This is a genomic window from Cupriavidus sp. H18C1 (assembly GCF_049311595.1).
In the GTDB taxonomy this organism is placed as follows: Bacteria; Pseudomonadota; Gammaproteobacteria; order Burkholderiales; family Burkholderiaceae; genus Cupriavidus; species Cupriavidus cauae.
On sequence record NZ_CP186009.1, the window covers coordinates 2,007,306 to 2,032,431 of the forward strand.

The window sequence follows — 25,126 nt, forward strand, 5'->3', positions numbered from 1 at the left end:
TCACTGTGCCACCGGCCCGAAATCCCCGCGTCCAACTGCTAGGATGAATCGAGGTAGCAAGGGGGGAACCCGCCATGCCGAACACATCCCTGTCCCTGTCGGACCAGCACCGCACCGTGGTGCTGCACGTGATCGAGCTGCAGCCGCAGGCCTACACCTGGCAGATGGTGCTCGAGGAACACTGCGGCAGCGCCGACTGCGACTGCATCATCGAGGCCCACGCCGAGTGGCCCACGCAGGCGGAGGCGCAAGCGGCCGGCTGGGCCGAATGCAACCGGCTGCTGAACGGTCCCCGCATCGCGACGGAGCACTGAGTCGCGGCGCCGGCGCTTGCACGCCGGCCGATATGCACTACCCTGAAGACGTCGGGCCCTTCGCCCGGCGCGGGTCTGCTGCGCGCTCGCAACCTGGCTTGACGGCACCTTGCCGGCTGGGCGCAGACGCCCTCGGCGTCTCACCGGACCCGATCCGACCGACTCTCACCACGACGGGAGAACCCACTCGCCACCGGCGCCACGGCGCACCGGCAAGAGAGGCTGTTCCGCTCGCAGGGAGACCGCCATGGAAAAGCCAGTCATCAGTCCGCGCCGCTTCGTCGAGATGGTCAATGCGCGGCTGCCGAGCCATCCGCTCTATCGCGAGGGCATGCACGTGTACGCCGTGCCTCGCCATGCCGAGCATCCGCGCAGCCTCGTCTGCGTGGGGCCGAAGGGCACGGTGGGCGTCTGTACCGCGATCGAAACGATCGTGCGCAACGAGTTCGATGTCGAGCCCGACATCCCGCGCGAGTGGCATCACGACATCCCGCCCTGCGCGCCCAATATCCGCCGGGCCCATCTGCCGGCGTCGGCACGCCAATCCTGAACGCGGCTGAACGCGGGCGGACGGACGCGGCGCCGTCCCTGCCCGGTCCGCGGCCTCCGGCCTCCGGCCTCAGACCTCCGCCGCCTCCGCCGTCTCGCGCGTTTCCCTGGTGGCCTGGCCCGTGCCGGTATCGTCCTCCGGCGTCAGCTGCATGAAGATCCAGGCCGACGCCGACGTAATCAGCCCCACGCAGACGAAGGTCGCATGAAACGCCGGCAGCGGCCCGGCCTGCGCATGCTCCTGCAAGACGCGGTTGAAGGTGCCCAGCAGCGCGCCGGCGGACGTGACCGCCAGGCTCATCGCCAGCATCTGCACCATCGACAGCATGCTGTTGCCGCCGCTGGCGCTCGCCCCGCCGAGATCCTTCAGCGTGACCGTATTCATCGCGGTGAACTGGATCGAATTGACGGCGCCGAACAGCGCCAGCTGGCACAGCACCAGGGCCAGCGGCAAGGTCGGCGAAATCAGCCCGAACGAGGCGATCACCAGGCCCACCACGAAGGTATTGGTCACCAGCACGCGACGATAGCCATGCCGCTCGATCAGGCGGGTCGCCAGCCGCTTGGACAGCATGCCGGCCGCGGTCACGGGCAGCATCATCAGGCCCGCGTACAGCGGCGAATAGCCCAGGCACACCTGCAGCGTCAGCGGAATCAGGAACGGCATCGCGCCATTGCCGATGCGCGCGAAAAGATTGCCCAGCAGGCCCACGCTGAAGCTGTGGATGCGGAACAGCGTCAAGGGAAACAGCGGCTGCGCGCGCCGCGCGGCATGCAGGACATAGGCGGTCAGCGCGGCCAGGCTCGCGATCAGCAGCATCAGCACGGTGGCGTGCTCGAAGCCGAAGTCGGCCAGGCCGTCGAGCGCGAAGGAGATCGTCACCATCGCGGTGGCGAGGAAGGCGTAGCCCGCGAGGTCGAAACGGCCGGTTTCGGGCAGACGGCTGTCGGGCATGTAGCGCAGCGTGGCAAGCCCGCCCAGCAGCCCGACCGGCACGTTGATCAGGAAGATCCAGTGCCACGACAGCGCCTGGGTCAACCAGCCGCCCAGCGTCGGCCCGATCAGCGGCCCGATCATGCCGGGGATCGCGACGAAGCTCAGCGCCTGCAGGAACTGCTCGCGCGGAAAGGTCCGCAGCACCGCCAGCCGCCCGACCGGCAGCAGCATCGCGCCGCCGACGCCCTGCACCACGCGAGCGCCCACCAGGAAAGGCAGGCTCTGCGCATAGGCGCACAGCAGCGAGCCCAGCACGAACAGCGCGATCGCCAGCTGGAAGATCCGGCGCGTGCCGAAGCGGTCGGCCAGCCAGCCTGATGCGGGGATGATCACGGCCATCGTCAGCGAGTACGCGATGATCACCGACTGCATCCGCAGCGGACTTTCCCCGAGGCTGGCCGCCATCGCGGGCAGCGCGGTATTGACGATGGTGCTGTCCAGCGTCTGCATGAAGAAGCCGACCGCGACGACCCACAACATCACCTTGCGCGTGCGCGCGTCGCTGTCCGGGGTGGGCGTCATGCGGCTGTCAATCCATGGAGACAAGTCAATTCAGCACGATACGCCACTTCAACGCGCTACGACAAGACCGGGAGCCCGCCCTTTCCGGCGTGCAGGTTCTGGCGCGTAGGACGCGGACCGATGCCGCCCGCCGTCATCGCTGCCTAGACTGGCCGATGACCCGACCCCACGGACCCAAGGACCCAAGGAGGCAGAGATGAACAAGGCTCGCATGACCACGCTGGCCACGCTCGCCGGCGTCGCCAGCGTCGGTGCGGCACTGCTGCTGGCCGCGCGCTCGCGCGAACCCGTGCGCAATCCGCACGTGCCGGAGCCGGACAAGGACGTGGAGCTGGACCCCTACCTGGGCCGCTGGTACGAGATGGCGCGGTACGAAAACCACTTCGAGCAGGGCGCCGACGCGGTTACCGCCGAGTACAGCCTGCGGCCGGACGGGCTGATCGACATCGTCAACCGCGCCGGCCGCGACGCCACCGGCAAGCCCCGCATCTCGCGCGGCAAGGCGCGCGTGGTGCCGGACAGCCGCAACGCCAAGTTCAAGGTGTCGTTCTTCGGACCGTTCTATGTCGGCGACTACTGGATCCTGGACCACGCCGAGGACTACAGTTGGTCGATCGTGGGCGAGCCGTCGGGACGCTATCTATGGATCCTGACGCGGGCGCGCGACCCGGAGCCGGCGCTGCGCTCGCAACTGCTGCATCGGGTCGCCGAGTTGGGCTACGACGTCGAGGCCCTGCGCATGACCGAACACGTGATCCTGCAGGAGGCGCCGGCGCCCGCCGCGCCGGCCTGAGGATGCCGGGCCGGTACGGCGGCGGCGCCGTGGCTCAATGCCAGTGACGATGATCGCGCCAGCGCGCCTCGCGATAGCCGTCGTGGCGATGCCAGCCGCGGGCGTAGCCATACGGCGGGCCGTAACGGACCGGGGCCGGAGCGACCACCACCGGGCGCGGCGCCACGACGACGGGCGCCGGCGCGTAGGCGACCGGAGCCGGTGCATAGACGGGCGCGGGGGGCATAGACCGGAGCCGGCCGGTAGACCGGTGCCGGCGCCACCACCACGCCGGGCACGCCGACGCCGATATGGATGTCCACCCCGGCATGCGCCGCGGCGCTGGCTGCCAGCATGGCACCGCCCACAGCGACCATTGCGAGAATCCGTTTCATGGTTGTCCCCCCTGAGGAGCCGTTGAACATGGCCGTACTGTATGCGGCGGCGCCGTAATATTGGCCGCGCGAAGTGTTGCATTTGTGACGCTGTATTACCGGGTCCGCAGCCAGCCACGGTGCTCCGCGGCAACTCGCAGAACCGGCCGACTCTTGCGCGATCGGCAAGAACACCAAAAAAAACGCCGGCAAATTGCCGGCAAGGCGAGAACAAACCCGGCATCTACATCGTCAAACTGCTATCCCTGTCACAGGAGAACATCGATGAAGACACTGACTCTTGCATCCGAATCGTCCTGCCTTGGCCATTCCGGCCGTTCCGATCCTCCCCGCCACGCTCGCCAACTTTCCCGCCGCCTTGCCCGGCTCGGCGCCGCCGCGCTCGGTGCGCTGGCGTTGAGCGTGCCTGCCCTCGCGGCGGACCTGACGCCGCAGACCGCGGGGCCCTTTACCTATGTGTGCGGCGGCGTCGCCGAAGACGAGCAACAAGCGATGCGCGCCGAGGCCCGCAACTACGACATGGGCCTGCTGATGACCGAAGGCCCGCGCGGCGAATATCTGTCCGATGTCGATATCACGCTGTCGCGCGGCGGCAAGCAGGTGGCGAACTTCCGCTCGACCGGACCGCGCTGCCTGATCAAGGGTCCGAAGGGCACCTACCAGGTCACCGCGGACTATCAGGGCAACACCAAGCGCACCACGCTGAGCGCGGGCCAGCGCAACAAGCAGCTGCGCTGGTAAGTCCCTGCGTTGGTAAGTGAGTTGGTAAGCCACTGCTTCGGTAAGTCCGCCCACATCCGGCGTTGATCGTGAGCGTTGATCGTGAGCATTGATTTTGGATCGGCGGCCTGCGGGCCGCCGATGCATTGGCGCGCCAGCCCTGCTTCTACCCTCAGCGCAGATACCCTGCCCCCCGAAACCACTCCACCGCATCGCGCAGCCCTTCCCGATACGGCCGCGGCCGGTAATCCAGTTCCGTGCGCGCCTTGTCCGAGCTGAAGTACATGCGGTAGCGCGACATCGCCAGCCCGTCGACCGTCAGCAGCGGCTCGGTGCCGCGCCGCCGCGCGATCGCCTCGGACAGATGCGCGAACGGGATCAGCGGCCAGCGCGGCAGCGGCACCAGCGGGCCGCGGCGGCCGGTCAGCTCGGCGATATCGCGCAGCATCTGCCGCAGCGGCACGTCCTCGCCGCCGAGGATGTAGCGCTCGCCGATGCGTCCGCGTTCGAGCGCGAGCCAATGCCCCGCCGCGACGTCGTCCACATGCGCGAGATTGAGCCCGGTATCGACAAAGGCCGGAATGCGCCCGCTGGCCGCTTCGACGATCACCCGGCCGGTCGGCGTCGGCCGGATGTCGCGCGGGCCGATCGGGGTCGAAGGATTGACGATCACGGCCGGCAAGCCCGCGGCGATCTCGCGCTCGACGGCGCGCTCGGCCAGCACCTTGCTGCGCTTGTAGGCGCCGATCGCCTGCTGCGGCGACAGCGTGGCGGTCTCGGTGACCGGAGCGGTCGCGCCCTGCACGCGCAGCGTGGCGACGCTGCTGGTATAGACGACCTTCTCGACGCCGCAGCGCCGGGCCGCGCCCATCATCGTCTCGGCACCGACCACATTGGTGCGGACGATGGCCTCGGGCTCTGGCGCCCACAGCCGGTAGTCGGCCGCCACGTGGAACAGATAGCGGACCCCGCGCATCGCGCGCTCGACCGACTTCGGATCGCACATATCGCCTTCGACGATACGCACCGGCAGGCCCTCCAGATTGCCGCGCGGGCTGCCGGCGCGGACCAGCACGCGCACGCGCCAGCCGCGCGCGAGTCCTTGCCGTGCCACCGCGGAGCCGAGAAAGCCCGATGCCCCGGTGACCAGAATGTCGTCGTCGATGCTTTCCATCGGGCTCTCCATGGTGCTGTGCTGCGCGCTGTCTTTTCGCACAGTCTTTCGCGCGGTCCTTCGTCGGGCGGGACTCCCCGGGCGCGCCGAATCTGCGCCGAATCTGCGCCGAATCTGCGCCGAATCTGCGCCGAATCTGCGTCAGACCTGCGCCAGACCCGCGCCGGACTTGCCCCGGCCCGGCCGGGCAAAGCCGCCAACGCGGGTATATAGTAACCACCGTGCGACGGGAAGCGCTTCCCGCACACCGGACAAGGCGCCGGCTCCACGGCGGCATGCCGGCAACGCTGCGTCAAGGCCCCGCGTCAAGGGCCCGGTGTCAAGGCGCGGTGTCCAGGTTGTATTGCCAGGGGGGAACGTCTCCATGCGGGTGATTCTGGCTCAGCCGCGCGGCTTCTGCGCGGGCGTGGTAAGAGCGATCGAGATCGTCGATCGCGCGCTGGTCAAGCACGGCGCGCCGGTCTACGTACGCCACGAGATCGTCCACAACCGCCATGTGGTCGACACCCTGCGCGACAAGGGCGCGCGTTTCGTCGAGGAGCTCGACGAGGTGCCGGCCGACGCGGTCACGATCTTCAGCGCGCACGGCGTCGCGCGCAGCGTCGAGCAGGAAGCGCGGGCGCGCCAGCTGCATGCGATCGACGCGACCTGCCCGCTGGTCATCAAGGTCCATAACCAGGGCAGGCAATACGCCGCCAGCGGCCGCATCGTCATTCTGATCGGCCATGCCGGCCATCCCGAGGTGGTCGGCACGATGGGCCAGATCCCCGGCCGCGTGATCCTCGTGCAGAACGAGGCCGAGGTCGCGCAGCTCGATCTGGCCGCCGACACGCCGCTTGCCTATGTCACGCAGACCACGCTGAGCGTCGACGATACGCGCGGCATCATCGCGGCGCTGGAACGGCGCTTCCACGATCTGGTCGGACCCGACACGCGCGACATCTGCTATGCCACGCAGAATCGCCAGAGCGCGGTGCGCAAGCTGGCCACGCAGGTCGACGTGCTGCTGGTGATCGGCGCGCCCAACAGTTCCAACTCCAACCGCCTGCGCGAGATCGGCACCGAGAGCGGCGTGCCGTCGTATCTGATCGCCGACGGCAGCGAGCTCGACCCCGCCTGGGTGCGCGATGCCGCCGCGGTGGGCATCACGGCCGGGGCGTCCGCGCCGGAAGCGATGGTCGAGGACGTGCTTGCCGCGCTGCGCCGGCTGGGGCCGGTCGAGGTCAGCACCATGACGGGCCGCGAGGAACACGCGCAATTCCGCCTGCCCGCCGAACTGGCCGGCGTCACCGTGACTTGAAGCCGCCGGGCGAAGCGCGATCCCGCCCAGGCATCCATCCACCCACATCGAAGGAGGAAGCGCGCCTTGGCCATCCCCCCTGCTCCAGGTTGCCCGCGTGGGCGCCTATGTGGTCCGCCAGCGGCTGGCCGGCCGCCAGCGCTATCCGCTCGCGCTGATGCTCGAGCCGCTGTTCCGCTGCAATCTGGCCTGCGCCGGCTGCGGCAAGATCGACTACCCCGAACCCATCCTGAACCAGCGCCTGTCGCTCGACGAATGCCTGGCGGCGGTCGACGAATGCGGGGCGCCGGTGGTCTCGATCGCCGGCGGCGAGCCGCTGCTGCACAAGCAGATGCCGGCCATCGTCGAAGGCATCGTCGCGCGCCGCAAGTTCGTCTACCTGTGCACCAACGCGCTGCTGATGGAGAAGAAGCTCGACGCCTACCGGCCGAGCCCCTACTTCGTCTGGTCCGTGCATCTGGACGGCGACCCAGAGATGCACGACCGCGCGGTCTGCCAGCCCGGCGTCTACGAGCGCGCGGTGGCCGCGATCCGCGCCGCCAAGCAGCGCGGCTTTCGCGTCAACATCAATTGCACGCTGTTCAACGATGCCGATCCGGAGCGCGTGGCCCGTTTCTTCGACTCGGTCAAGGCGATGGGTGTGGACGGCATCACCGTCTCCCCCGGCTATGCCTACGAGCGCGCGCCCGACCAGCAGCACTTCCTGCATCGCGGCAAGACGCGCCAGCTGTTCCGCGACATCCTCGCGCGCGGCCGGCGCGGCCGGCAATGGGCCTTCAGCCAGTCGACGCTGTTCCTCGATTTTTTGGCGGGCAACCAGACCTACCGCTGCACGCCCTGGGGCAATCCGGCGCGCACCGTGTTCGGCTGGCAGCGCCCCTGCTACCTGCTCGGCGAAGGCTATGCCGCGACGTTCCGCGAGCTGATGGAGGACACGGACTGGGACGCCTATGGCACCGGCAACTACGAGAAATGCGCCAACTGCATGGTGCACAGCGGCTATGAGGCCACCGCGGTGGCCGATACCGTCGCGCATCCGCTGAAGGCGATGCGCGTTGCGCTGCGCGGCGTGCGCACCGACGGCCCGATGGCGCCCGATATTGCGCTGGACGGCCAGCGGCCGGCCGAGTACGTGTTCTCGCGCCATGTCGAGATCAAGCTCGAGCAGATCCGGCGCCGCGCCGCCGGGCCGGCCGATTCCGCCGCCGATGCAGCAGGTTCCGCCGGTTCCGCCGGTTCCGCGGGGTATGCGGAGTCCGCCGATCGCGCCGGTTCCACCAACGCCGCGAAGCCGGACCGGCGGGCCACGGCGCTGCATTGAACGCGCATGGACTGGGCAAGACTGGCCGGCGGCATCGTGACCGTGCTGGCGTCGGGCTATGCGGCGGCGGCCTGGTGGGCCAGCCGCCGTCCCGTGCCCGCGCCGCCGGTGCAAGGCGATGACGGCCTCGCGCCGGTGACGGTGCTCAAGCCGCTGTGCGGCGACGAGCCGCGCCTGTACCGCAATCTCGCCGGCTTCTGCCGGCAACGCCATCCCTGCTTCCAGCTGGTGTTTGGCGTGTGGAATCCCGACGATGCCGCGCTGGCCGTGGTGGAGCGCTTGCAGCGGGCGTTCCCCGACTGCGATATCGCCGTGGCGATCGGCGCGCATCAGGGCGCGCCGGCGCTGCCGACCGTCAACCCGAAGGTCGCCAACCTGGCGGCGATGCTGCCGCTGGCGCGCCATGAGCGGCTGGTGATCGCCGACAGCGATATCGCGGTGCGTGCCGACTATCTGCGGCGCGTCACCGCGCCGCTGGCCGATCCGCGCGTCGGCATCGTGACCTGCCTGTATCGCGGCCGGCCGCTGCGCGGCACCTGGGCGCGGCTCGGCGCGCAATTCATCGACGAGTGGTTCGTTCCCGCGGTGCGCGTCGCGCATGCGGCCGGCAGCCAGCGCTTCGGCTTCGGCGCGACCATTGCGTTGCGGCGCGAGGCGCTGCTGCGGATCGGCGGCTTCGCGGCCTTGGCAGACCGGCTCGCCGACGACTACTGGCTCGGCGAGCTGACCCGCCGGCAAGGGCTGCGCACCGTGCTGTCCGAGGTCGTGGTCGGTACCGATATCGCGGAAACCACGCCCCGCGCGCTGTGGTCTCACGAGTTGCGCTGGCTGCGGACGCTGCGCGCGCTCGATCCGGCCGGCTTCGCGCTGGTCTTCCTGACCTTTACCTGGCCGATGCTGGCGTTCGGGCTGCTGCTGGCGTCCTCGCGTGGGCTCGCACTCGTGGCCGCGTTCGGGGCGCTGGCCCGGACGCTGCGTTGCCGCGATGCCGGCGCGGCGCTGCGCGCGCCGTTGCGCGATACGCTGCTGCTGCTCGAATGGACGGTGGCGATGGCGGGCCGGCAGGTGCGCTGGCGCGGCACGCGTCTTGCCATCCAATGGACGCGCGACGGGGTGGCGAGCGCCGCGGCCCGCGCAGAGCCGCCACGTTCGCACGAACTCGCCGACATGCAGCCCCCTTCCGTCTCCCGGAGGACCCGATGAAGACCCTGTTCCTGCAAGCGCCCTCCTTCGACGGCTTCGATGGCGGTGCCGGGTCGCGCTATCAGGCCAGGCGCGAGATCCGCTCGTTCTGGTATCCGACCTGGCTGGCGCAGCCGGCCGCGCTGGTGCCGGACAGCCGCCTGCTCGATGCGCCGGCCGATGGCTTGAGCCTCGAGCAGACGCTGGCCATCGCCAGCGAATACGAGCTGGTGATCGTGCATACCAGCACGCCGTCGTTCCCGGCCGACGTGCGCTTCGCGCAGGCGTTGAAGGCCAGCTATCCGACCATCCGGCTCGGCATGGTCGGCGCCAAGGCCGCGGTCGATCCCGGCGGCACGCTGGCCGCCAGCGAGGCGATCGACTTCGTCTGCCGCGAGGAATTCGACTACACCTGCCGCGACGTCGCCGCCGGCATCCCGTTGCCGCGGATCGCCGGGCTCAGCTATCGGGCGGCCGACGGCACCATCGAACACAACCCGCCGCGGCCGATGATCGAGGACATGGACGCGCTGCCCTTCGTTTCGCCGGTCTACCGGCGCGACCTGAACATTCGCAACTATTTCATCGGCTATCTGCTGCACCCCTACGTATCGATCTACACCGGCCGCGGCTGCCGCTCGCGCTGCACGTTCTGCCTGTGGCCGCAGACGGTCGGCGGCCACCGCTATCGCGTACGCTCGCCGGAGAACGTGCTGGCCGAGGTCGAATGGATCCGCCGCAATATGCCGGAGGTGCGCGAGATCATGTTCGACGACGACACCTTCACCGACTTCAAGCCGCGCGTGGAGGAGATCGCGCGCGGGCTCGGCAAGCTGGGCGTGACATGGTCGTGCAATGCCAAGGCCAACGTCCCCTACAGCACGCTGAAGATCATGAAGGACAACGGCCTGCGCCTGCTGCTGGTCGGCTACGAATCGGGCGACGACCAGATCCTGCTGAACATCAGGAAGGGCCTGCGCACCGATATCGCGCGGCGCTTCACCGAGGACTGCCGCAAGCTCGGCATCACGATCCACGGCACCTTCATCCTCGGCCTGCCGGGCGAGACGCGCGAGACCATCGAGAAGACCATCGCCTTCGCACAGGAGATCAATCCGCATACGATCCAGGTCTCGCTGGCCGCGCCCTACCCCGGCACCGCGCTGTACCGGCAGGCGCTCGAGAACGGCTGGCTGGCCGGCGACAAGGTGATCCCGCTGGTCAACGACCGCGGCGTGCAGCTGGCGGCGATCAGCTATCCGCATCTGTCGCGCGACGAGATCTATCACGGCGTCGAGACCTTCTACCGGCGCTTCTATTTCCGGCCGTCCAAGATCTGGGAGATCACCCGAGAGATGATGGGCAGCTGGGAAATGACGCGCCGCCGGCTGCGCGAGGGCGTCCAGTTCTTCCGCTTCCTGCATACCCACGAGGCTTGATCCTGCCGATCCCGACCACTACCTCGACCACGGCCGCGACCGCAGGCACTGCGACGGCGACGGGCCGGACGCGGCCACGCGCGCTGATCGTGACCGCCGACGACTTCGGCCTGCATCCGGCCGTCAACGAGGCGATCGAGCTGGCTCACCGGCATGGCGTGCTCGACGCCGCCAGCCTGATGGTTGGCGCACCGGCCGCCGCCGATGCGGTATCGCGCGCGCACCGGCTGCCCCAGCTGCGCGTGGGCCTGCATCTGGTGCTGGCCGACGGTCCGTCGGTGCTGCCGCCGGCCGCCATCCCCGACCTGGTCGACGCCGAGGGGCGCTTCGGCTCGGCGATGGCGCGCGACGGGCTGCGTTTCTTCCTGTCCGATGCGGTGCGCCGCCAGCTGGCCGCGGAGACCCGCGCGCAGTTCGCCGCCTTCGCCGCGACCGGCCTGGCGCTCGATCACGTCAATACGCACAAGCATTTCCATCTGCATCCGACCGTGCTGTCGCTGATCCTCGCCATCGGCCGCGACTACGGCCTGCGCGCGATGCGGCTGCCGCGGGAGACGGGCGCGCCGTGGTGGCTGCGCCCGTGGCTCGCGCTGTTGCGCCGCCGGCTCGATGCCGCCGGCATCGCGCACAACGACTACGTGATCGGCATCGCCCGCAGCGGCGCGATGGACGAGAACGCCGTGCTGGCCGCGTTGCGGACGCTGCCGCCCGGCGTGGTCGAGCTCTATCTGCATCCGGCGACGGAATCCGGCGAACGGATCGCGCCGTCGATGCGCGGCTACCGCCATGCCGACGAACTGGCCGCGCTGCTGTCGCCACGTGTGCGCACCGCGCTGGAGCAGGTCGCGCCGCGGCGCGGCGGCTTCGCCGACCAGCTGCCGGCGCGCATCGGCATCGACGGCTCGCGCGGGTCGCCGGGGTGGCGGCGATGAAGCGGCTCGGACTGCTGGCCGGGCTGATCGGGCTGATCGCGCTGGGCGCGCTGATCGTGCATCAGGGCGTCGGCCAGATCGCCAACACCGTCGCCCGCGCCGGCTGGCCGCTGCTGTGGCTGCTGCCGGTGCACGGCGTGGCGATCGCGCTCGACGCACGCGCCTGGCAGGGACTGCTGCGCGCCGCGGCGCCCGCCGCGCATCCTGGCATGCTGTTCCTGTGGTGGGTGGCGAGCGTGCGCGAAGCCGTCAACCGGCTGCTGCCGACCGCCAATGTCGGCGGCGAGCTGGCCGGCATCCGGTTGGGAAGGCTGCAGGTCGGCGACACCAGCGCGGTCACCGCCAGCGTGGTGGTCGAGGTCATGGTCACGCTGTTCTCGCAGTACCTGTTCTGTGTGGTGGGCGTGCTGCTGCTGATCGCCGCGATTCCCGGCGGCCATCAGGAGCAGCGTGCCCTGACGATCGGCGGCGGGCTGCTGCTGTCGCTGCCGCTGCCGGTCGCGTTTGCGCTGGCTCTGCGGCATGGCGCGCTGTTCGCGCGGCTCGAACGGCTGGCCCGGCGCCTGCTGGGCGAGGAGCACCGGATGGTCGATGCAATCGCCGGCGCCGACCTCGGCGCAGGCCTGGACCAGCGCATCCGCTCGCTGCTGGGACGGCTGCGCACGCCGGTCACCGCGGCGGTCTGGCAACTGCTGGGGCTGACCGCAGGCACCGTCGAGACCTGGTTCGCGCTGCGGCTGCTGGGCCATCCGGTGTCGTTCGGCGAGGCGCTGGCGATCGAGTCGTTGACGATGGCGGCGCGCAATATGGCCTTCTTCGTGCCGGGCGGGCTCGGCGTGCAGGAGGCGGTGGTGATGCTGCTCGGCCAGCTGCTCGGCATCGACGCGCAGACCGCGCTGTCGCTGGCGCTGGTGCGCCGCGCGCGCGAGGTGCTGTACGGCGTGCCGGCGCTGCTGTCGTGGCAGTGGTTCGAGGTGCGCCGCTGGCGCGACCGGCACGGCGAACCGGCCGCGGCCGTACGGAGCGGCCGGCGATGAGGCGCGGCGCTTCAGCGGCCGCCGGCCTGGCGCGCGTTGTGCTCGGACAGGTAGCGAATCAGCCCGTCGATGCCGTCGCGCTCGACGATGTCGCCGAACTGGCGGCGATAGACCTCGATCAGCCACGCGCCCATCATGTTGATGTCGTAGATCTTCCAGCCGTCGGCGCCGCGCCGCAGCCGGTAGTCGATCTGGTTCTCGTCGCCCGCGGTGATCACGCGCGTGCGCACCACCACGTCGTCGGCATTGGCGCCGCCCTGCACCGGCGCATAGCGGAATTCGACGTTCTGGCCGCGCAGCTGGGACAGCGACAGCGCATAGGTGTGGACCAGCAGCGTGCGGAACTGCTCGACCAGTTGCTGCTGCTGCGCGGGATTGGCGGTGCGCCAGGCGGGACCGAGCGCGAGCCGCGTGGTGCGCGCGAAATCGGTATAGGGAAGGAACTGGCGCCGTACCACGGCCACGACGCTGGCCTGGTCGCCGGCGCTGGCCGCGGAATCGGCCCGCACCGCGGAAATCACCCCTTCCACCGCGGTGCGCACCAACCGGTCGGGCGCGGCGCGCTCGGCGGCGTTGGCAGGCAGCGGCCAGATCAGCGTGGCGGCCGCGATGGGGAGTGCAAGGGGGAGTGCAATGGGGAGTGCAACGGGCAGCGCAATCGGGAGTGCGATCGGCAGCGCGGCGCGCAGTGCGAGGGGAAGCGCGATGGCCAGCGCGGGAATCGGCGAACGGGAGCGGACAGGGAACATGGCGAGCGATCCGACGGCATGACGACGAACATGGCGATCCGAGCGATCGAGTATAGCCCCGCCGCCAGCGCCGCTGTCGCGGCCTGCGCCCGCGCTGGAGCCGCATGCTGACCGCGGCCATTACCCGCCTGGTGATGCTGGCGACCGCGCGCGCCTGGCTGACGATCGCGCTGGCGGCCGTGGTCTGCGCCGGCAGCGGCTGGTATGCGGCGCGGCACTTCGCGATCAATACCGATATCGGCCGGCTGCTCGACGTCGACGCCCCGTGGGCCCGCTACGATGCCGCGCTGAACCAGGCCTTCCCCGACCGCGACCGCATGATCCTCGCGGTCGTGCAGGCGCCGGTGCCCGAGCTGGCCGAAGCCGCCGCCGATGCGCTGGCACAGTCGCTGCGCAATCAGCCGTCTCACTTCGAGGCGGTGCGCCAGCCGGGCGGCGGCGCCTTCTTCGCGCGCAACGGCCTGCTGTTTCTCGATACGCCGACGCTGGCGCGGGTCACGCGCGATCTGACCGATGCACGGCCGCTGCTCGATGCGCTGGCGCGCGATCCGTCCTTGCGCGGGCTGGCCGACACGCTGTCGGTCACGCTTGGCCTGCCGCTGCAGATGGGCCAGGTCACGCTGGCGCAGATGGCGCCGCTGCTCTCGCGCAGCGCGATGACGCTGGAGCAGGTACTGGCGGGCCGGCCGGCGGCGCTGTCCTGGCGCACGCTGGCCGATCCCACGCCGGCGGCCGGCCCCGCGCTGGCCTTCGTCGCGGTCAGCCCGGTGCTCGATTACGGCGACCTGCAGGCGGGCGCCGATGCCTCGGCCGCGATCCGCGCCAGCGCGGCGCAGCTGCAACTGGCACAGCGCTACGCGGCCGAGGTGCGGCTGACCGGGCCGCAGGCGCTGGCCGACGACGAGTTCGCCTCGGTGGCCGATGGCGCCGCGCTGAACGGCGCGGTCACGGTGCTGGTGGTGATCCTGATCCTGTGGCTGGCGCTGCGTTCGGCGCGGCTGATCGTCGCGGTGCTGCTGAGCCTGTTCGCCGGCCTGGCCGTCACCGCGGCGCTGGGGCTGGCGATGGTCGGCGCGCTGAACATGATCTCGGTCGCCTTCGCGGTGCTGTTCGTCGGCCTCGGCGTCGACTTCGGCATCCAGTTCGGCGTGCGCTACCGCGCCGAGCGCCACGACCGCGACCATATCGTGACGGCGCTGGCCCATACCGCGCAGGCGCTGGCGATCCCGCTGTCGCTGGCGGCCGCGGCCACCGCCGCGGCGTTCTTCGCCTTCCTGCCGACCGACTATCGCGGCGTGGCCGAGCTGGGCCTGATCGCCGGCGTCGGCATGTTCGTCGCGTTCCTGACCACGGTCACGCTGTTGCCGGCGCTGATCCGCGTGCTGCAGCCCAACGGCGAGACCGTGGCGCCCGGCATCCGCTGGCTCGCGCCCGCCGACGAGTTCTTCGAGCGCCATCGCAAACCGGTGCTGTGGGTCACCTGCCTCGCGATCCTGGCCGCCTCGCCGCTGTTGACGCAGCTGCGCTTCGATTTCGATCCGCTGAATTTGAAGGACCCGGCCTCCGAATCGATGGCGACGCTGCGATCGCTGAAGGACGCGCCGCAGGCCGGCACCGAGGATGTCAGCGTGCTGGCGCCCTCGCTCGATGCCGCCCGCAAACTGGCGGCGCGGCTGTTGGCGCGGCCCGAGGTCGAGCGCGTCACCACGCTCGACAGCTTCGTGCCGCCCGATCAGGACGCCAGGCTGTCGTTGATCGCATCGGCGGCGCAGGCGCTGCTGCCGGCGCTGACCCAGCCCACCGCGCCGCCGGCAGCCGATCCGCTGCGCGTGGCCGCGTTGCGCCGCACGGCCGGCCAGCTCGAACTGGCGGCCGACACCCGCTCGGCACCCGGTACCACGCCTGCCGCCGGCGTGACCGAGGCGCGGCGGCTAGCGCAGGCCTTGCGCAAGCTGGCCGATGCCGACGCCGCGACCCGCGATCGCGCCGAACGGGCCATCGCGTTGCCGCTGCGGCTGGGACTGGCGGGCCTGGCGCAGGCGCTGCGGGCCGAGCGCGTCGCCATCGATTCGCTGCCGCGCGAACTGGTGCGCGACTGGCTGACGCCCGACGGCCGCGCGCTGGTCACCGTCAGCCCGCGCCTGCCGCCCGGCGAACGCGCGCGCGAGGCGGCGCTTGACGCCTTCGTGCCGGCGGTACTGGCGATCGCGCCGGAGGCCACCGGCGGCCCGATCGCGGTGCGCGGCTCGGCCCACACCATCCTGAGCGCGTTCGCGCAGGCCGGCGCGTGGGCGGTGCTGTCGATCGCGGTCCTGCTGTGGCTGACGCTGCGCCGCTTCGCCGACGTGCTGCGCACGCTGGTGCCGCTGCTGGTATCGGCGGTGCTGACGCTGGAGCTGTGCGTGGTGTTCGGCATCGCGCTGAACTTCGCCAACGTCATCGCGCTGCCGCTGCTGCTCGGCATCGGCGTCGCCTTCAAGATCTACTATGTGATCGCATGGCGCGAGGGCAAGACCGGCCTGCTGCAGTCCAGCCTGACCCATGCGGTGCTGTTCAGCGCGGCGACCACCGCCACCGCGTTCGGCAGCCTGTGGCTGTCGCACCATGCCGGCACCGCGAGCATGGGCAAGCTGCTGGCGCTGTCGCTGGTCTGCACGCTGGCCGGCGCGGTGTTTTTCCAGCCTATCCTGATGGGACGGCCGCGCCAGTCGCGCTGAATTGTCCGAGGCCGCGGACGGACCGACCACGACGCCACCATGATCGCCATGCCAGAGCCCTCGTCTCCTTCGCCCCTTTCACGCCATTGGCTCCTTTCACGCCATTGGCCCCGTTCACGCCTTTCGCCGCTTTTACGCCTTTCGGACTCTTCATCTCCGCTGACCGCGCCGGCAGCGCTGCGCCGGCTGATCCCGCTTGCCGCGCTGTGCTGCGCGGCCTGCGCGACCGGGCCGAACGCCAACCCGGCCGACCCGCTCGAGCCGCTGAACCGTGCCGTCTATACCGTCAACGACAAGATCGATACCTATGTCGCCGTGCCGGTCGCCAAGGGCTATCGCCGTGTCACGCCGCAGCCGGTGCGCACCGCGGTGACCAATGTCTTCAACAATTTCGGCGACGTCGGCAATGCGATCAACAACCTGCTGCAGGGCAAGGGCGTCGCCGCGGCGGAGAGCGTGATGCGGGTCGCGATCAATACCGTGCTGGGCCTGGGCGGGCTGATCGATATCGCGACGCCGGCCGGGCTGCCGAGGCATCCGCAGGACCTGGGCCTGACGCTGGGCACCTGGGGCGTGCCGTCGGGGCCGTACCTGGTGCTGCCGCTGTTCGGGCCCAGCACCGTGCGCGACGGCATCGGCATGGCCGGCGACGTGTTCGCCGATCCGGTGACCTATATGGATCCGGCCTGGCGCAACAGCCTGTTCGCGCTGCAGTTCGTCAATACGCGCAGCAATCTGCTCGATGCCACCAGCCTGCTGGAGCAGGCCGCACTGGACAAGTACAGCTTCGTGCGCGACGCCTATCTGCAGCAGCGCCGCCAGCGACTGCGCGGTGGGGAGTCCGGCGATCTGCCGGACTATGGCGATGACGGAGACGAAGGCGCCGGCGCGGCCGGCGGAGCGTCGCCAGCGACGGCGACGCCCGGGCCCGAGGTCGGCTCAAGCCCCGCCCCGGCCCCAACTCCAGTGCCAGCCCCGACCTCTGGCCCCGCCCCAACTCCAGCCCACACTCCGGCTCCGGCTCCGGCCCCGGCTCCAGCTCCAGCTCCAGCTCCAGCTCCGGCCCCGGCCCCAGCCCCAGCCCCAGCCCCAGCCCCAGCCCCCCAATGATCGCGCGATTCGCCCGCCGAGCTTGGCAGCACGGCCGCCAGCCGGCGCAGGCCGCGCCGCGCCGCGGCGGCATCGCCGGCAAGCCGCAGCAGCTCGCCCAATTGCGCCGGCTGATTCAGCACGCTCGCGCATAGCGCGCGCATCGCGATGCCGCCGTCGGCACCGAACGCGGCCAGCGCCGCGGGCGGAATGCGGCGCGCCGCCGGATCGGCAATCGCCCGGCACACCACGAACGGCAGCCCCGCCGCTCGCGCCGCGGCGGCAACGCGGTGCGATTCCATGTCGACGGCCACCGCGCCCGTCGCCGCATGCAGCGCGCGCTTGTCGGCAACGGCCGCGGCTGGCGTGTCGACGCCCGCGATCGTGCCGCCAACCGCCCCGGGCAAGGCGAGACGAATCGCGCTGGCCCAGCGGGCGTCGGTATCGAAGCGCGAGCCGCCAGCCGCCACGGCATCGGCGACGATCACGCTGCCGGGTGGCAGCGCGGGATCGAGTCCGCCCGCAACGCCGAAGCTGATCAGCCCGGCGTAGCGGTGCGCCGGTTCCTTGCCGTCGCGCAAAGGGGCCGTCAGCGCGGCCGTAACCGTGGGGCTCAGCGCGGCGGTCAGCGCGACCGTAATCGTGGGGGCGAGCGCGGCGGTGAGCGCATGGTCGAGGGCATCGACGCGCAGGCCGCTCAGTGTCGTTGCGTCTGGCCAGTTCAGCAGCCGCGCCTCGAAGGCCATGCCGGTGACGACGAGCCAGCGCGGCGCATCGGCATCGGGGCAGTTCACGGAATCTGTCACATGCCCCATGGCATGCGGCCCGCGAAATCGTTGGCAACGGCGGCATCGGCCGAACTGCCGAGGCCTCCACGATTGCCGGGATCACCCGGGTCGCCGGGATTGGCAAGGCTGCCGGGATTGCCGAGATTGCGGTAGCGCGCCAGCGCCCACAGCGGGAAATACCGCGCATAGCCGTGATAGCGCAGATAGAACACGCGCGGAAAGCCGACCGCGGTGAAATGCTGCTCGTCCCACAGCCCGTCGGCGCGCTGCTCGCGCAGCAGATAGTCGACGCCGCGCGCGACCGCCAGCAGATCGCGGCAGCCGGCCGCCATCAGCCCCAGCAGCGCCCAGGCGGTCTGGGACGGCGTGCTCGGCGCGCTTTCGTGGCCGCGGTAATCGAGCCGGTAGCTGCTGCCGTCCTCGCCCCAGCCGCCGTCCTCGTTCTGCACCGACAACAGCCACTGCGCGGCGCGGCGCACCGGCGCCGCATCGGGGCGGAGCCCGGCCGCCTGCAGCGCGCACAGCGCGCTCCAGGTGCCATACAGGTAGTTGGTACCCCAGCGCCCATACCAGCTGCCGTTGGCCTCCTGCTGATCGAGCAGATAGCGCAGCGCTTGCGCGGCGGCGCGGCTGTTCGCCGGCAGTTCGCCCAGCTGCGCCAGCATCGACAGGCAGCGCGCCGACACGTCGGCGGTGGGCGGGTCGAGCAGCGCGCCATGATCGGCGAACGGGATGCTGTTCAGATGGCTGTGCGTGTTCTCCGGCTCGAACGCGCCCCAGCCGCCGTCGCTGCTCTGCATGCCCTCGATCCATTCGCGCGCCCGGGCCAGCGCCGGGCCGACGTCACCGCGCCAGCGCGTGTCGCTGCGCGCGGCGCGATCGAGCGCCATCGCGACCACGGCCGTATCGTCGACATCGGGATAGTGGGGGATTGGCATACTGGAAGGCCCAGCCCCCGGGGCGCAGATGCGGGCGGCGCACCGCCCAGTCGCCGCGCACGTCGAGCACCTGCAGGGGCAGCAGCCAGTCGAGCGCGCGCCGCGCCGCCGCCAGCGCGCGTTCGCCACCGGCTTCGAGCATCGCATGGCAGGTCAGCGAGGTGTCCCACACCGGCGAGAAGCAGGGCTGGCAGTACGTCTCGTCGCCGTCGCCGCCATGCTCGACCAGCAGACGGTCCAGCGCCGCGCGGGCCTGCGCGACCGCGGGTTCGTCGCGCGGCACGCCGAGCGCGTCGAACATCATCACCGCATTGACCATCGCCGGAAAGATCGCGCCGAGGCCGTCGTCGCCGTTCAGGCGCTCGCGCACGAAGCGCTCGGCCTGCTGCATCGCGCGCCGGCGCAGCGCCCGCGGCGACAGGGGCTCGAGCACGCGCAGCGCGACATCGACGCCGCGGAACACCGCATACCAGAAGCGGCTCTGGTGCGGCGCCCTGCCCGGCATCCTCGCGGCCTGGCTGGGCCGGCGAAACAGTTCGTCGATGCCGACGCGGCGCGGATTGCGCGCGCACGGACGCAGCGTGTTCAGCACCAGCAGCGGCACGATCACCGTGCGCGCCCAGTACGAGATCTTGGACAGATGAAACGGAAACCACAGCGGCAGCAGCATGATTTCGACCGGCATCAGCGGCACCGCGCGCCACGGCATCACGCCGTACAGGGCCAGCAGCGTGCGCGTGAACACATTGCTCGCTTCGGCGCCGCCCAGCGCCAGGATGCACTCGCGCGCGCGCCGCATCGCCGGCGCATCGACCGGCTCGCCGATCATCTTCAGCGCGAAATACGCCTTGACGCTGGCGCTGATATCGGACGCGCCGCCATGGAACAGCGGCCAGCCGCCGTCATCGTTCTGCCGGCGCAGCAGATAGCGCGCGATGCGCGCCTCCCGCGCGGGATCGGCCGGCTCGCCCAGGTAGTGGACCAGCAGTACGTATTCGGACGGGATCGTGGTATCGGCCTCGAGCTCGAACACCCAATGACCGTCGGGCCTTTGCCGCGCGATCAGTGCGTCGACGGCGTGCGCGATCGCGGCGTCGAGCCGCGAGTCGGCGAGGTCAGTGGGGGCGGTGAACGGAGGGAGGGATGGCGCGAGGGAGACGGCGGAATCCGGCCGATCCTTGGTGTCCACGGGGTCCACGGCGGGCGGCGAACCGGTCAAGGCGATCTGGATTTCAGCCACATCACTCCTCGTCACGCAATGACATCGCGAGGCAGCCGGCGGGGCGGGACCACGACCGGTGCGCGTGCAAACCCGCGATCGGTGTTGGGGGTCGGGCGATTATAGCAACAAGGCCGAATGCAAGCCGGCCGCGCCCGCTCGCCTTGACAGCCCCCGTTCCCCGCTTCTATGCTGGCGCGCATTGTTCCTTTCAAAAGACCGATGTTCTGTTGTACGGAATACAAGCGAACTTCGGCGAGATCGCCATGAATCCCGACTCCTCCAACGGCAGCCCACCCGGGGCCGCGCCGAAAGACCGCCGCAAACCACTGCGCGGCATCCGTGTGCTCGACCTCACCAACGTGCTGGCCGGCCCCTTCTGCTGCCACCAGCTGGCGCATCTGGGCGCGGACGTGATCAAGGTGGAGACGCCCGGCACCGGCGACCTGGCGCGCCAACTGGGCGCCGACGCCGAGCTGAACCGCAGGCTGATGGGCGTGTCCTTCCTCGCGCAGAACCCCGGCAAGCGCTCGATCACGCTGAACCTGAAGCATCCGCTCGGCAAGCAGGCGCTGCGCCGGCTGGTCAGCGAGTCCGACGTGCTGGTCGAGAACTTCCGCCCGGGCGTGATGGCGCGGCTCGGGCTCGGCTACGACACGCTGAAGCAGGACAATGCTCGGCTGATCTATTGCGCGATTTCCGGCTTCGGCCAGGACGGCCCGCTGGCCGACCTGCCGGCCTACGACCAGATCATCCAGGGCATGGCCGGCGTGATGAGCATCACCGGCGATGCCGAGACCGCGCCGTATCGCGTCGGCTATCCGGTCTCGGACACCGTCGGCGGGCTGACGGCGGCGCTGGCGGTGGCCGCGGCGCTAGCGGATCGCGATCGCAGCGAGGGCTATCTGATCGACGTGTCGATGCTCGAATCGACGCTGGCGACAATGGGCTGGGTGGTGTCGAACTACCTGGTGGCCCGGCGCGAACCGGCGCCGATGGGCAACGACAACATGACCGCAAGTCCGTCGGGGACCTTCCGCACCGGCGACGGGCTGATCAATATCGCCGCCAACAAGCAGGAACAGTTCGAGGCGGTCTGCCGCGTGATCGGCCGGCCGAAGCTGGCCACGGACCCGCGCTTTGCCGAGCGGCAGGCGCGGCTGCAGCACCGCGCCGCGCTGCAGCGGGAGTTGGAGGCGGAGCTGACGCGCCAGCCCACCGCGCACTGGTGGCCGCTGCTGAACCAGGCGGGCGTGCCGGCCGGTCCCGTCTATACGGTGCCGCAGACGCTGGCCCATCCGCAGGTCGCCACGCGCGGCATCGTCGCGGAGTTTCCGGATGTTCCCGGCGTGGGGCGCGACCTGCGTCTGCTGCGCACCGGCTTCAAGCTCGACGGGGCCGCGCCGGCCGTCGATGCGCCGCCGCCCGAGCTGGGCCAGCACACGCGCGACATCCTTCTCGAACTCGGCTATACGGCCGAGCAGATCGACACCATGCAGGCGGAGCGCGCCCTATGACCGCATTCGATCCCTCCACCCCGGACGCCGGCCAGCGCCGCGCCGAAGACTGGTGGCACAGCGCCATCATCGACATGCAGCCCGGCGTGATCCGCTATCGCGGCTATCCGATCGAGCAGTTGATCGGGCGCGTGTCGTTCGCGCAGATGATCTGGCTGATGCTGCGCGGCGAGCTGCCGCCGCCAGGCCAGGCGGCGCTGCTCGACGCCGCGCTGATGTCCGCGGTCGACCATGGCCCGCAGGCGCCCAGCATCGCGGTGGCGCGCATGGCGGCGACCTGCGGCGTGGCCCTGAACAATGCGATGGCGTCGGCCGTCAATCTGCTGGGCGACGTGCATGGCGGCGCCGGCGAGCAGGCGGTGGCGCTCTATCTGGATATCGCGGCGCGCGCCGACGCGGGACTGGCGCTGCCGGACGCGGTGCGCGCGGGCCTGCAGGCCTGGCGCGAGCTGCACGGCAAGTACGTCTCGGGGTTCGGCCATCGCTTCCATCCGGTCGATCCGCGCGCGCCCCGGCTGCTCGAACTGGTCGACCAGGCCGCCGCCGACGGCGTGGTCGGCGGACGGTTCGCCGCGATCGCGCGGGCGGTGGAGGTCGAGCTGGGCGCGGGCCGATCGCGGCCGGTGCCGATGAATATCGACGGCGCCACCGCGGTGATCTACGCCGAGCTGGGCTTTCCGCCGCCGCTGGCGCGCGGGCTGTTCTGCCTGTCCCGCTCGGTCGGCATCCTGGCGCACGCGTGGGAGCAGACCGAGCAAGGCGGCCGCAACAAGGGGCCGATGCCGCGGGAATTCATCTGGAGCTATGACGGGCACCCGCCGCGCGATGTGCCGGAGGGCTGACGCCCCGGCAGTCATCGGGTGGTCGGCCGGGTGGTCGGCCGGGGGGGCGGCGAGGTGAACGGTCGGACGAACCGTCGGGCGAACGGTCGGGTGAACGGTCCGACGAACGCTCGGACGGACAGGAGTAGTGCGTTGGGAAGCGCCGCGGCCGGCAGGTCAGCGCGTGTCGGCGGGAAGATCGGCCGCGAGCGCGGGATCCGACGGCGCAGCGGACTCCACGGCGTCAATGGCCGCGTCCAATGCGGACGCCCGCCCCGCTTCCGCCGCCGCGGCGATCGCCTCCTCGCGCTCCAGCGTGGACGCCAGCACATAGCGGTCCCGCCCGCGCCGCTTCGCCTCGTACAGCGCGCGGTCGGCGTTGCCGAACAACTGCTGCCAGAGCCCCACCGAATCGGAACCGTCGTCGCGCAGCTGCGCCACGCCGATGCTGACGCTGGCAAACTTGCCGGCGGGCCCGGGCAGCGGAATCGCGCGCACCTTGCGCAGGATCCGCCGGGCCAGCGCGGTGGCCTGATGCTCGTCGGTATGGGGACACAGCACGCAGAATTCCTCGCCGCCGTAGCGGCCGGCCACGTCGGAGGCGCGGCGCGAGTTGTCCAGCGCCTCGGCGATCGCCTGCAGCACGGCATCGCCGGCGCGATGGCCGCTGCGGTCGTTGACCTGCTTGAAATGATCGACGTCGATGACCAGGCAGGCGACCGCCTGCCGGTTGCGCAGCGCCGACACGATCAGCCGGCTGGCGGCGTTGTCGAGCGCGGCGCGGTTCAGCAGGCCGGTCAGCCCGTCGATGCGGGCGCCGCGCTCCTTGTTGGCGATCACCTGTTCCAGCGCCATCACGGTGAAACCGAACAGCCCCAGCAGCGTCGCCACCAGCGGGGCGAGCACCACCACGGCGTTGTAGGTGGCATCGTGGGCCAGACTGCCCGCGTTGAACGGCGACGCGGAAATCCCACCGTCGGCCTGCCAGGCCGAGGACGCGCCATAGAGCTGCGCGCACAGCTGCACCGCGCTCGCCAACAGCACCAGCGGCAGCCCGATCTCGCTATGGCGCACGCGCGAGCGCAACAGCACCAGGATCGTCGTCAGCGACAGCAGCGCCAGCGCGACATAGGCGACGCGATGCAGCTGCAGCACCGGATGCGCGCCGGTCAGCGCATCGAGCGCGGCGGCGACGGTGACCACCACGGCGGCGCCCTGCATGCGGGTGAATCCGGGCAAACCCTGATGCACGCGCACGCCGCAATAGATCGTCAGCTTGCCGGCCAGATAGACCATCACCGCCACCGCGCCCACTTCGACCAGATGCACCGTGGCCGCGTTGATCGTCAGCGCCAGGCCGCCCGCCGACAGCACCAGGTGGCCGCCGGCCCATAGGCGGCCGGCATCGGTGCGGATCAGCGCGAACACAAGGCCCGTCGAGATCAGCAGCGTGCTGGAAAACACCACCATCATGACGATCACAATGCTGTGCTGGTCTAGCTGCACGGTATCCCTCGGAAAATGCCGCGTTGCATATGCCCCGGCGGCACGGCCGCTCGTCCCAAAAACCTTTGATGATAGCTGGCGCCCCGGCGCCGGGCATCCCCCTTGAGTCGGGCATGGACCGGCGGCGGCATCGGCCGGGCCGCCGGCCGAGCGGCGCGCGCTCAGTCGTCGAAGGGGAAACTGCCGCCCAGCGTTTCGGTCAGCGCGCGGGCGGCGCGCAGCACGTCCACGCGGAAATCCGGCCGGTAGCGCGAGGCCGGGCACGTCAGCGTCAGCGCACCGCGCAGTTCGCCGCCGGGGCCGAACACCGGGGCCGACACGCCGGCGATATCGGGCACGCGGTCGCCGACCAGCGTCGCCACGCCCTCGCGGCGAATGGTGTCGTACAACTGGCCGCGCGCGCCGGCGAAGGCGCGCAGCACGCGCCCGCCAGCGCCGCGGTTGCGCGGCAGCAGATCGCCGGCGCGAGCATGGTCACGCACCGGTTGCGGGGAATCGACGCGATAGAGGCATAGCCGGTGCTCGCCCTGCTCGACATGGAAGGCGGCGCTCTCGCGGGTGTCCTGCACCAGCTGGCGCAGCACCGGCATCACGGCGGTTTCCAGCGAGAACGACGCGGCATAGACGGCATGCAGGCGCGCGACTTCGGGGCCGAGGCCGTAGCGGCCGTCGGCATGCCGCACGACCAGCCGCGCATGCTCGAGCGAGGCGAGCAGCCGCAGCAGCGTACTTTTGTAGAGGCCGGAGCGCTGCGCCAGCTCGGCCAGCGTCAGCGCGGTATCGCCGAGCCGGAATGCCCGCAGCAGGAACAGCGCGCGATCCACCGCCACCGCGCCGCCCTCGGCGGCATGCTTGTCGGCTTCGGAAACCTGGGCGGCTTTACGGGGCATCGGTGATGGGTGAGCGGATCGGCGGGTCGCGGGCGCGGCGGGCGGATGCAGCCGGGCGCGCGGCGACCGTGCACCGTATAGAACGGCGCTTTCTTTGTCAATGCGGACCGCTCCGCCTCGCCGCCTCCCCCCGGACCCGGGCCGCCTCATCACGGCTTCAACGCGGCTGGCCACCTCAGCGGCCGCACCTCGGCAGCCTCACCCCAGCCGCCTCACCCCGGCCGTCTCGCCCCAGCCC

Annotated in this window: 20 protein-coding genes and 3 pseudogenes; 15 read left to right on the top strand and 8 right to left on the bottom strand. The window is 70.7% G+C overall.

The window, feature by feature from the left end; translation table 11 throughout:
* The first annotated feature begins 74 nt into the window (after window positions 1-74).
* A complete protein-coding gene (locus OJJOAM_RS24935; RefSeq protein WP_149318102.1) occupies window positions 75-314 on the top strand; it encodes a hypothetical protein in 240 nt (79 codons plus the stop codon).
* A gap of 247 nt (window positions 315-561) precedes the next feature.
* Complete coding sequence (locus OJJOAM_RS24940) at window positions 562-864, top strand: hypothetical protein (RefSeq protein WP_422650249.1); 303 nt, start codon at window positions 562-564, stop codon at window positions 862-864.
* A 69-nt stretch (window positions 865-933) separates the two neighbouring features.
* Here OJJOAM_RS24940 and mdtD read toward each other — a convergent pair whose 3' ends face one another.
* Window positions 934-2,382: a multidrug transporter subunit MdtD gene (gene mdtD / locus OJJOAM_RS24945; RefSeq protein WP_422650250.1), complete on the bottom strand. Its 1,449-nt coding sequence runs from the start codon at window positions 2,380-2,382 to the stop codon at window positions 934-936.
* 196 nt (window positions 2,383-2,578) lie between these two features.
* On the opposite strand from mdtD, the gene OJJOAM_RS24950 reads away from it, so the two are divergent.
* Window positions 2,579-3,175, top strand: a complete 597-nt coding sequence (locus OJJOAM_RS24950; protein ID WP_422650251.1) for a lipocalin family protein — start codon at window positions 2,579-2,581, stop codon at window positions 3,173-3,175.
* Window positions 3,176-3,209: 34 nt separating this feature from the next.
* Here OJJOAM_RS24950 and OJJOAM_RS24955 read toward each other — a convergent pair.
* Window positions 3,210-3,549 (bottom strand): annotated as a pseudogene (locus tag OJJOAM_RS24955) (hypothetical protein).
* A gap of 264 nt (window positions 3,550-3,813) precedes the next feature.
* Between OJJOAM_RS24955 and OJJOAM_RS24960 the strand changes: the two are divergent.
* Window positions 3,814-4,290 (top strand): hypothetical protein, encoded by a 477-nt coding sequence (locus tag OJJOAM_RS24960; RefSeq protein WP_422650252.1) that lies wholly within the window; start codon window positions 3,814-3,816, stop codon window positions 4,288-4,290.
* 151 nt (window positions 4,291-4,441) lie between these two features.
* On the opposite strand, the gene hpnA is transcribed toward OJJOAM_RS24960, so the two are convergent.
* Window positions 4,442-5,443, bottom strand: coding sequence for a hopanoid-associated sugar epimerase (gene hpnA / locus OJJOAM_RS24965; RefSeq protein ID WP_422650253.1), 1,002 nt, complete (start codon window positions 5,441-5,443; stop codon window positions 4,442-4,444).
* A 364-nt stretch (window positions 5,444-5,807) separates the two neighbouring features.
* Here hpnA and ispH point away from each other — a divergent pair, with 364 nt between their 5' ends.
* From ispH to OJJOAM_RS24995, 6 genes are all read left to right on the top strand, one after another.
* Window positions 5,808-6,743, top strand: a complete 936-nt coding sequence (gene ispH, locus OJJOAM_RS24970; RefSeq protein ID WP_422650254.1) for a 4-hydroxy-3-methylbut-2-enyl diphosphate reductase — start codon at window positions 5,808-5,810, stop codon at window positions 6,741-6,743.
* Between the two features lie 46 nt (window positions 6,744-6,789).
* A complete protein-coding gene (gene hpnH, locus OJJOAM_RS24975) occupies window positions 6,790-8,064 on the top strand; it encodes an adenosyl-hopene transferase HpnH (protein WP_422651054.1) in 1,275 nt (424 codons plus the stop codon).
* A gap of 6 nt (window positions 8,065-8,070) precedes the next feature.
* A complete protein-coding gene (hpnI, locus tag OJJOAM_RS24980) occupies window positions 8,071-9,267 on the top strand; it encodes a bacteriohopanetetrol glucosamine biosynthesis glycosyltransferase HpnI (protein WP_422650255.1) in 1,197 nt (398 codons plus the stop codon).
* Window positions 9,264-10,685: a hopanoid biosynthesis associated radical SAM protein HpnJ gene (gene hpnJ / locus OJJOAM_RS24985; protein WP_422650256.1), complete on the top strand. Its 1,422-nt coding sequence runs from the start codon at window positions 9,264-9,266 to the stop codon at window positions 10,683-10,685. Before hpnI ends, hpnJ begins: the two co-directional genes overlap by 4 nt.
* Window positions 10,686-10,774: 89 nt before the next feature.
* Window positions 10,775-11,617: a hopanoid biosynthesis-associated protein HpnK gene (gene hpnK, locus OJJOAM_RS24990; protein ID WP_422650257.1), complete on the top strand. Its 843-nt coding sequence runs from the start codon at window positions 10,775-10,777 to the stop codon at window positions 11,615-11,617.
* On the top strand, window positions 11,614-12,654 hold the full coding sequence (locus tag OJJOAM_RS24995) for a lysylphosphatidylglycerol synthase domain-containing protein (RefSeq protein WP_422650258.1): 1,041 nt from the start codon (window positions 11,614-11,616) through the stop codon (window positions 12,652-12,654). The genes hpnK and OJJOAM_RS24995 overlap by 4 nt, the downstream gene beginning before the upstream one ends.
* An 11-nt stretch (window positions 12,655-12,665) precedes the next feature.
* Here OJJOAM_RS24995 and OJJOAM_RS25000 read toward each other — a convergent pair whose 3' ends face one another.
* The gene (locus OJJOAM_RS25000; protein ID WP_422650259.1) at window positions 12,666-13,403 is read right to left on the bottom strand and encodes an MlaC/ttg2D family ABC transporter substrate-binding protein; all 738 of its coding nucleotides are present in this window, start codon (window positions 13,401-13,403) and stop codon (window positions 12,666-12,668) included.
* A gap of 104 nt (window positions 13,404-13,507) precedes the next feature.
* Here OJJOAM_RS25000 and OJJOAM_RS25005 point away from each other — a divergent pair, with 104 nt between their 5' ends.
* Genes OJJOAM_RS25005 through OJJOAM_RS25015 form a run of 3 tightly spaced genes read left to right on the top strand, consistent with a single transcriptional unit; the run spans window position 13,508 to window position 17,364 of the window.
* Window positions 13,508-16,120: an MMPL family transporter gene (locus tag OJJOAM_RS25005; RefSeq protein WP_422650260.1), complete on the top strand. Its 2,613-nt coding sequence runs from the start codon at window positions 13,508-13,510 to the stop codon at window positions 16,118-16,120.
* A gap of 48 nt (window positions 16,121-16,168) precedes the next feature.
* Window positions 16,169-17,230: an MlaA family lipoprotein gene (locus OJJOAM_RS25010; RefSeq protein ID WP_422651055.1), complete on the top strand. Its 1,062-nt coding sequence runs from the start codon at window positions 16,169-16,171 to the stop codon at window positions 17,228-17,230.
* Entirely contained in the window at window positions 17,227-17,364 is a 138-nt protein-coding gene (locus OJJOAM_RS25015; RefSeq protein WP_422651090.1) for a hypothetical protein, read from the top strand. Before OJJOAM_RS25010 ends, OJJOAM_RS25015 begins: the two co-directional genes overlap by 4 nt.
* 51 nt (window positions 17,365-17,415) lie before the next feature.
* Here OJJOAM_RS25015 and OJJOAM_RS25020 read toward each other — a convergent pair.
* A pseudogene (locus OJJOAM_RS25020) lies at window positions 17,416-18,024 on the bottom strand (hypothetical protein); the annotation flags it as partial.
* Window positions 18,012-20,022: pseudogene (gene shc, locus OJJOAM_RS25025) on the bottom strand (squalene--hopene cyclase). The pseudogenes OJJOAM_RS25020 and shc, both read right to left, overlap by 13 nt.
* A gap of 398 nt (window positions 20,023-20,420) precedes the next feature.
* On the opposite strand from shc, the gene OJJOAM_RS25030 reads away from it, so the two are divergent.
* Window positions 20,421-21,671 carry a CaiB/BaiF CoA transferase family protein gene (locus OJJOAM_RS25030; protein ID WP_422650261.1) on the top strand — a complete coding sequence of 417 codons (1,251 nt, stop codon included), beginning with the start codon at window positions 20,421-20,423 and terminating at the stop codon, window positions 21,669-21,671.
* Window positions 21,668-22,513: a citryl-CoA lyase gene (locus OJJOAM_RS25035; RefSeq protein WP_422650262.1), complete on the top strand. Its 846-nt coding sequence runs from the start codon at window positions 21,668-21,670 to the stop codon at window positions 22,511-22,513. The genes OJJOAM_RS25030 and OJJOAM_RS25035 overlap by 4 nt, the downstream gene beginning before the upstream one ends.
* A 156-nt stretch (window positions 22,514-22,669) precedes the next feature.
* Here OJJOAM_RS25035 and OJJOAM_RS25040 read toward each other — a convergent pair whose 3' ends face one another.
* Entirely contained in the window at window positions 22,670-23,998 is a 1,329-nt protein-coding gene (locus OJJOAM_RS25040; protein WP_422650263.1) for a diguanylate cyclase, read from the bottom strand.
* Between the two features lie 161 nt (window positions 23,999-24,159).
* On the bottom strand, window positions 24,160-24,888 hold the full coding sequence (locus OJJOAM_RS25045) for an IclR family transcriptional regulator (RefSeq protein ID WP_422650264.1): 729 nt from the start codon (window positions 24,886-24,888) through the stop codon (window positions 24,160-24,162).
* Window positions 24,889-25,126 lie beyond the last annotated feature (238 nt).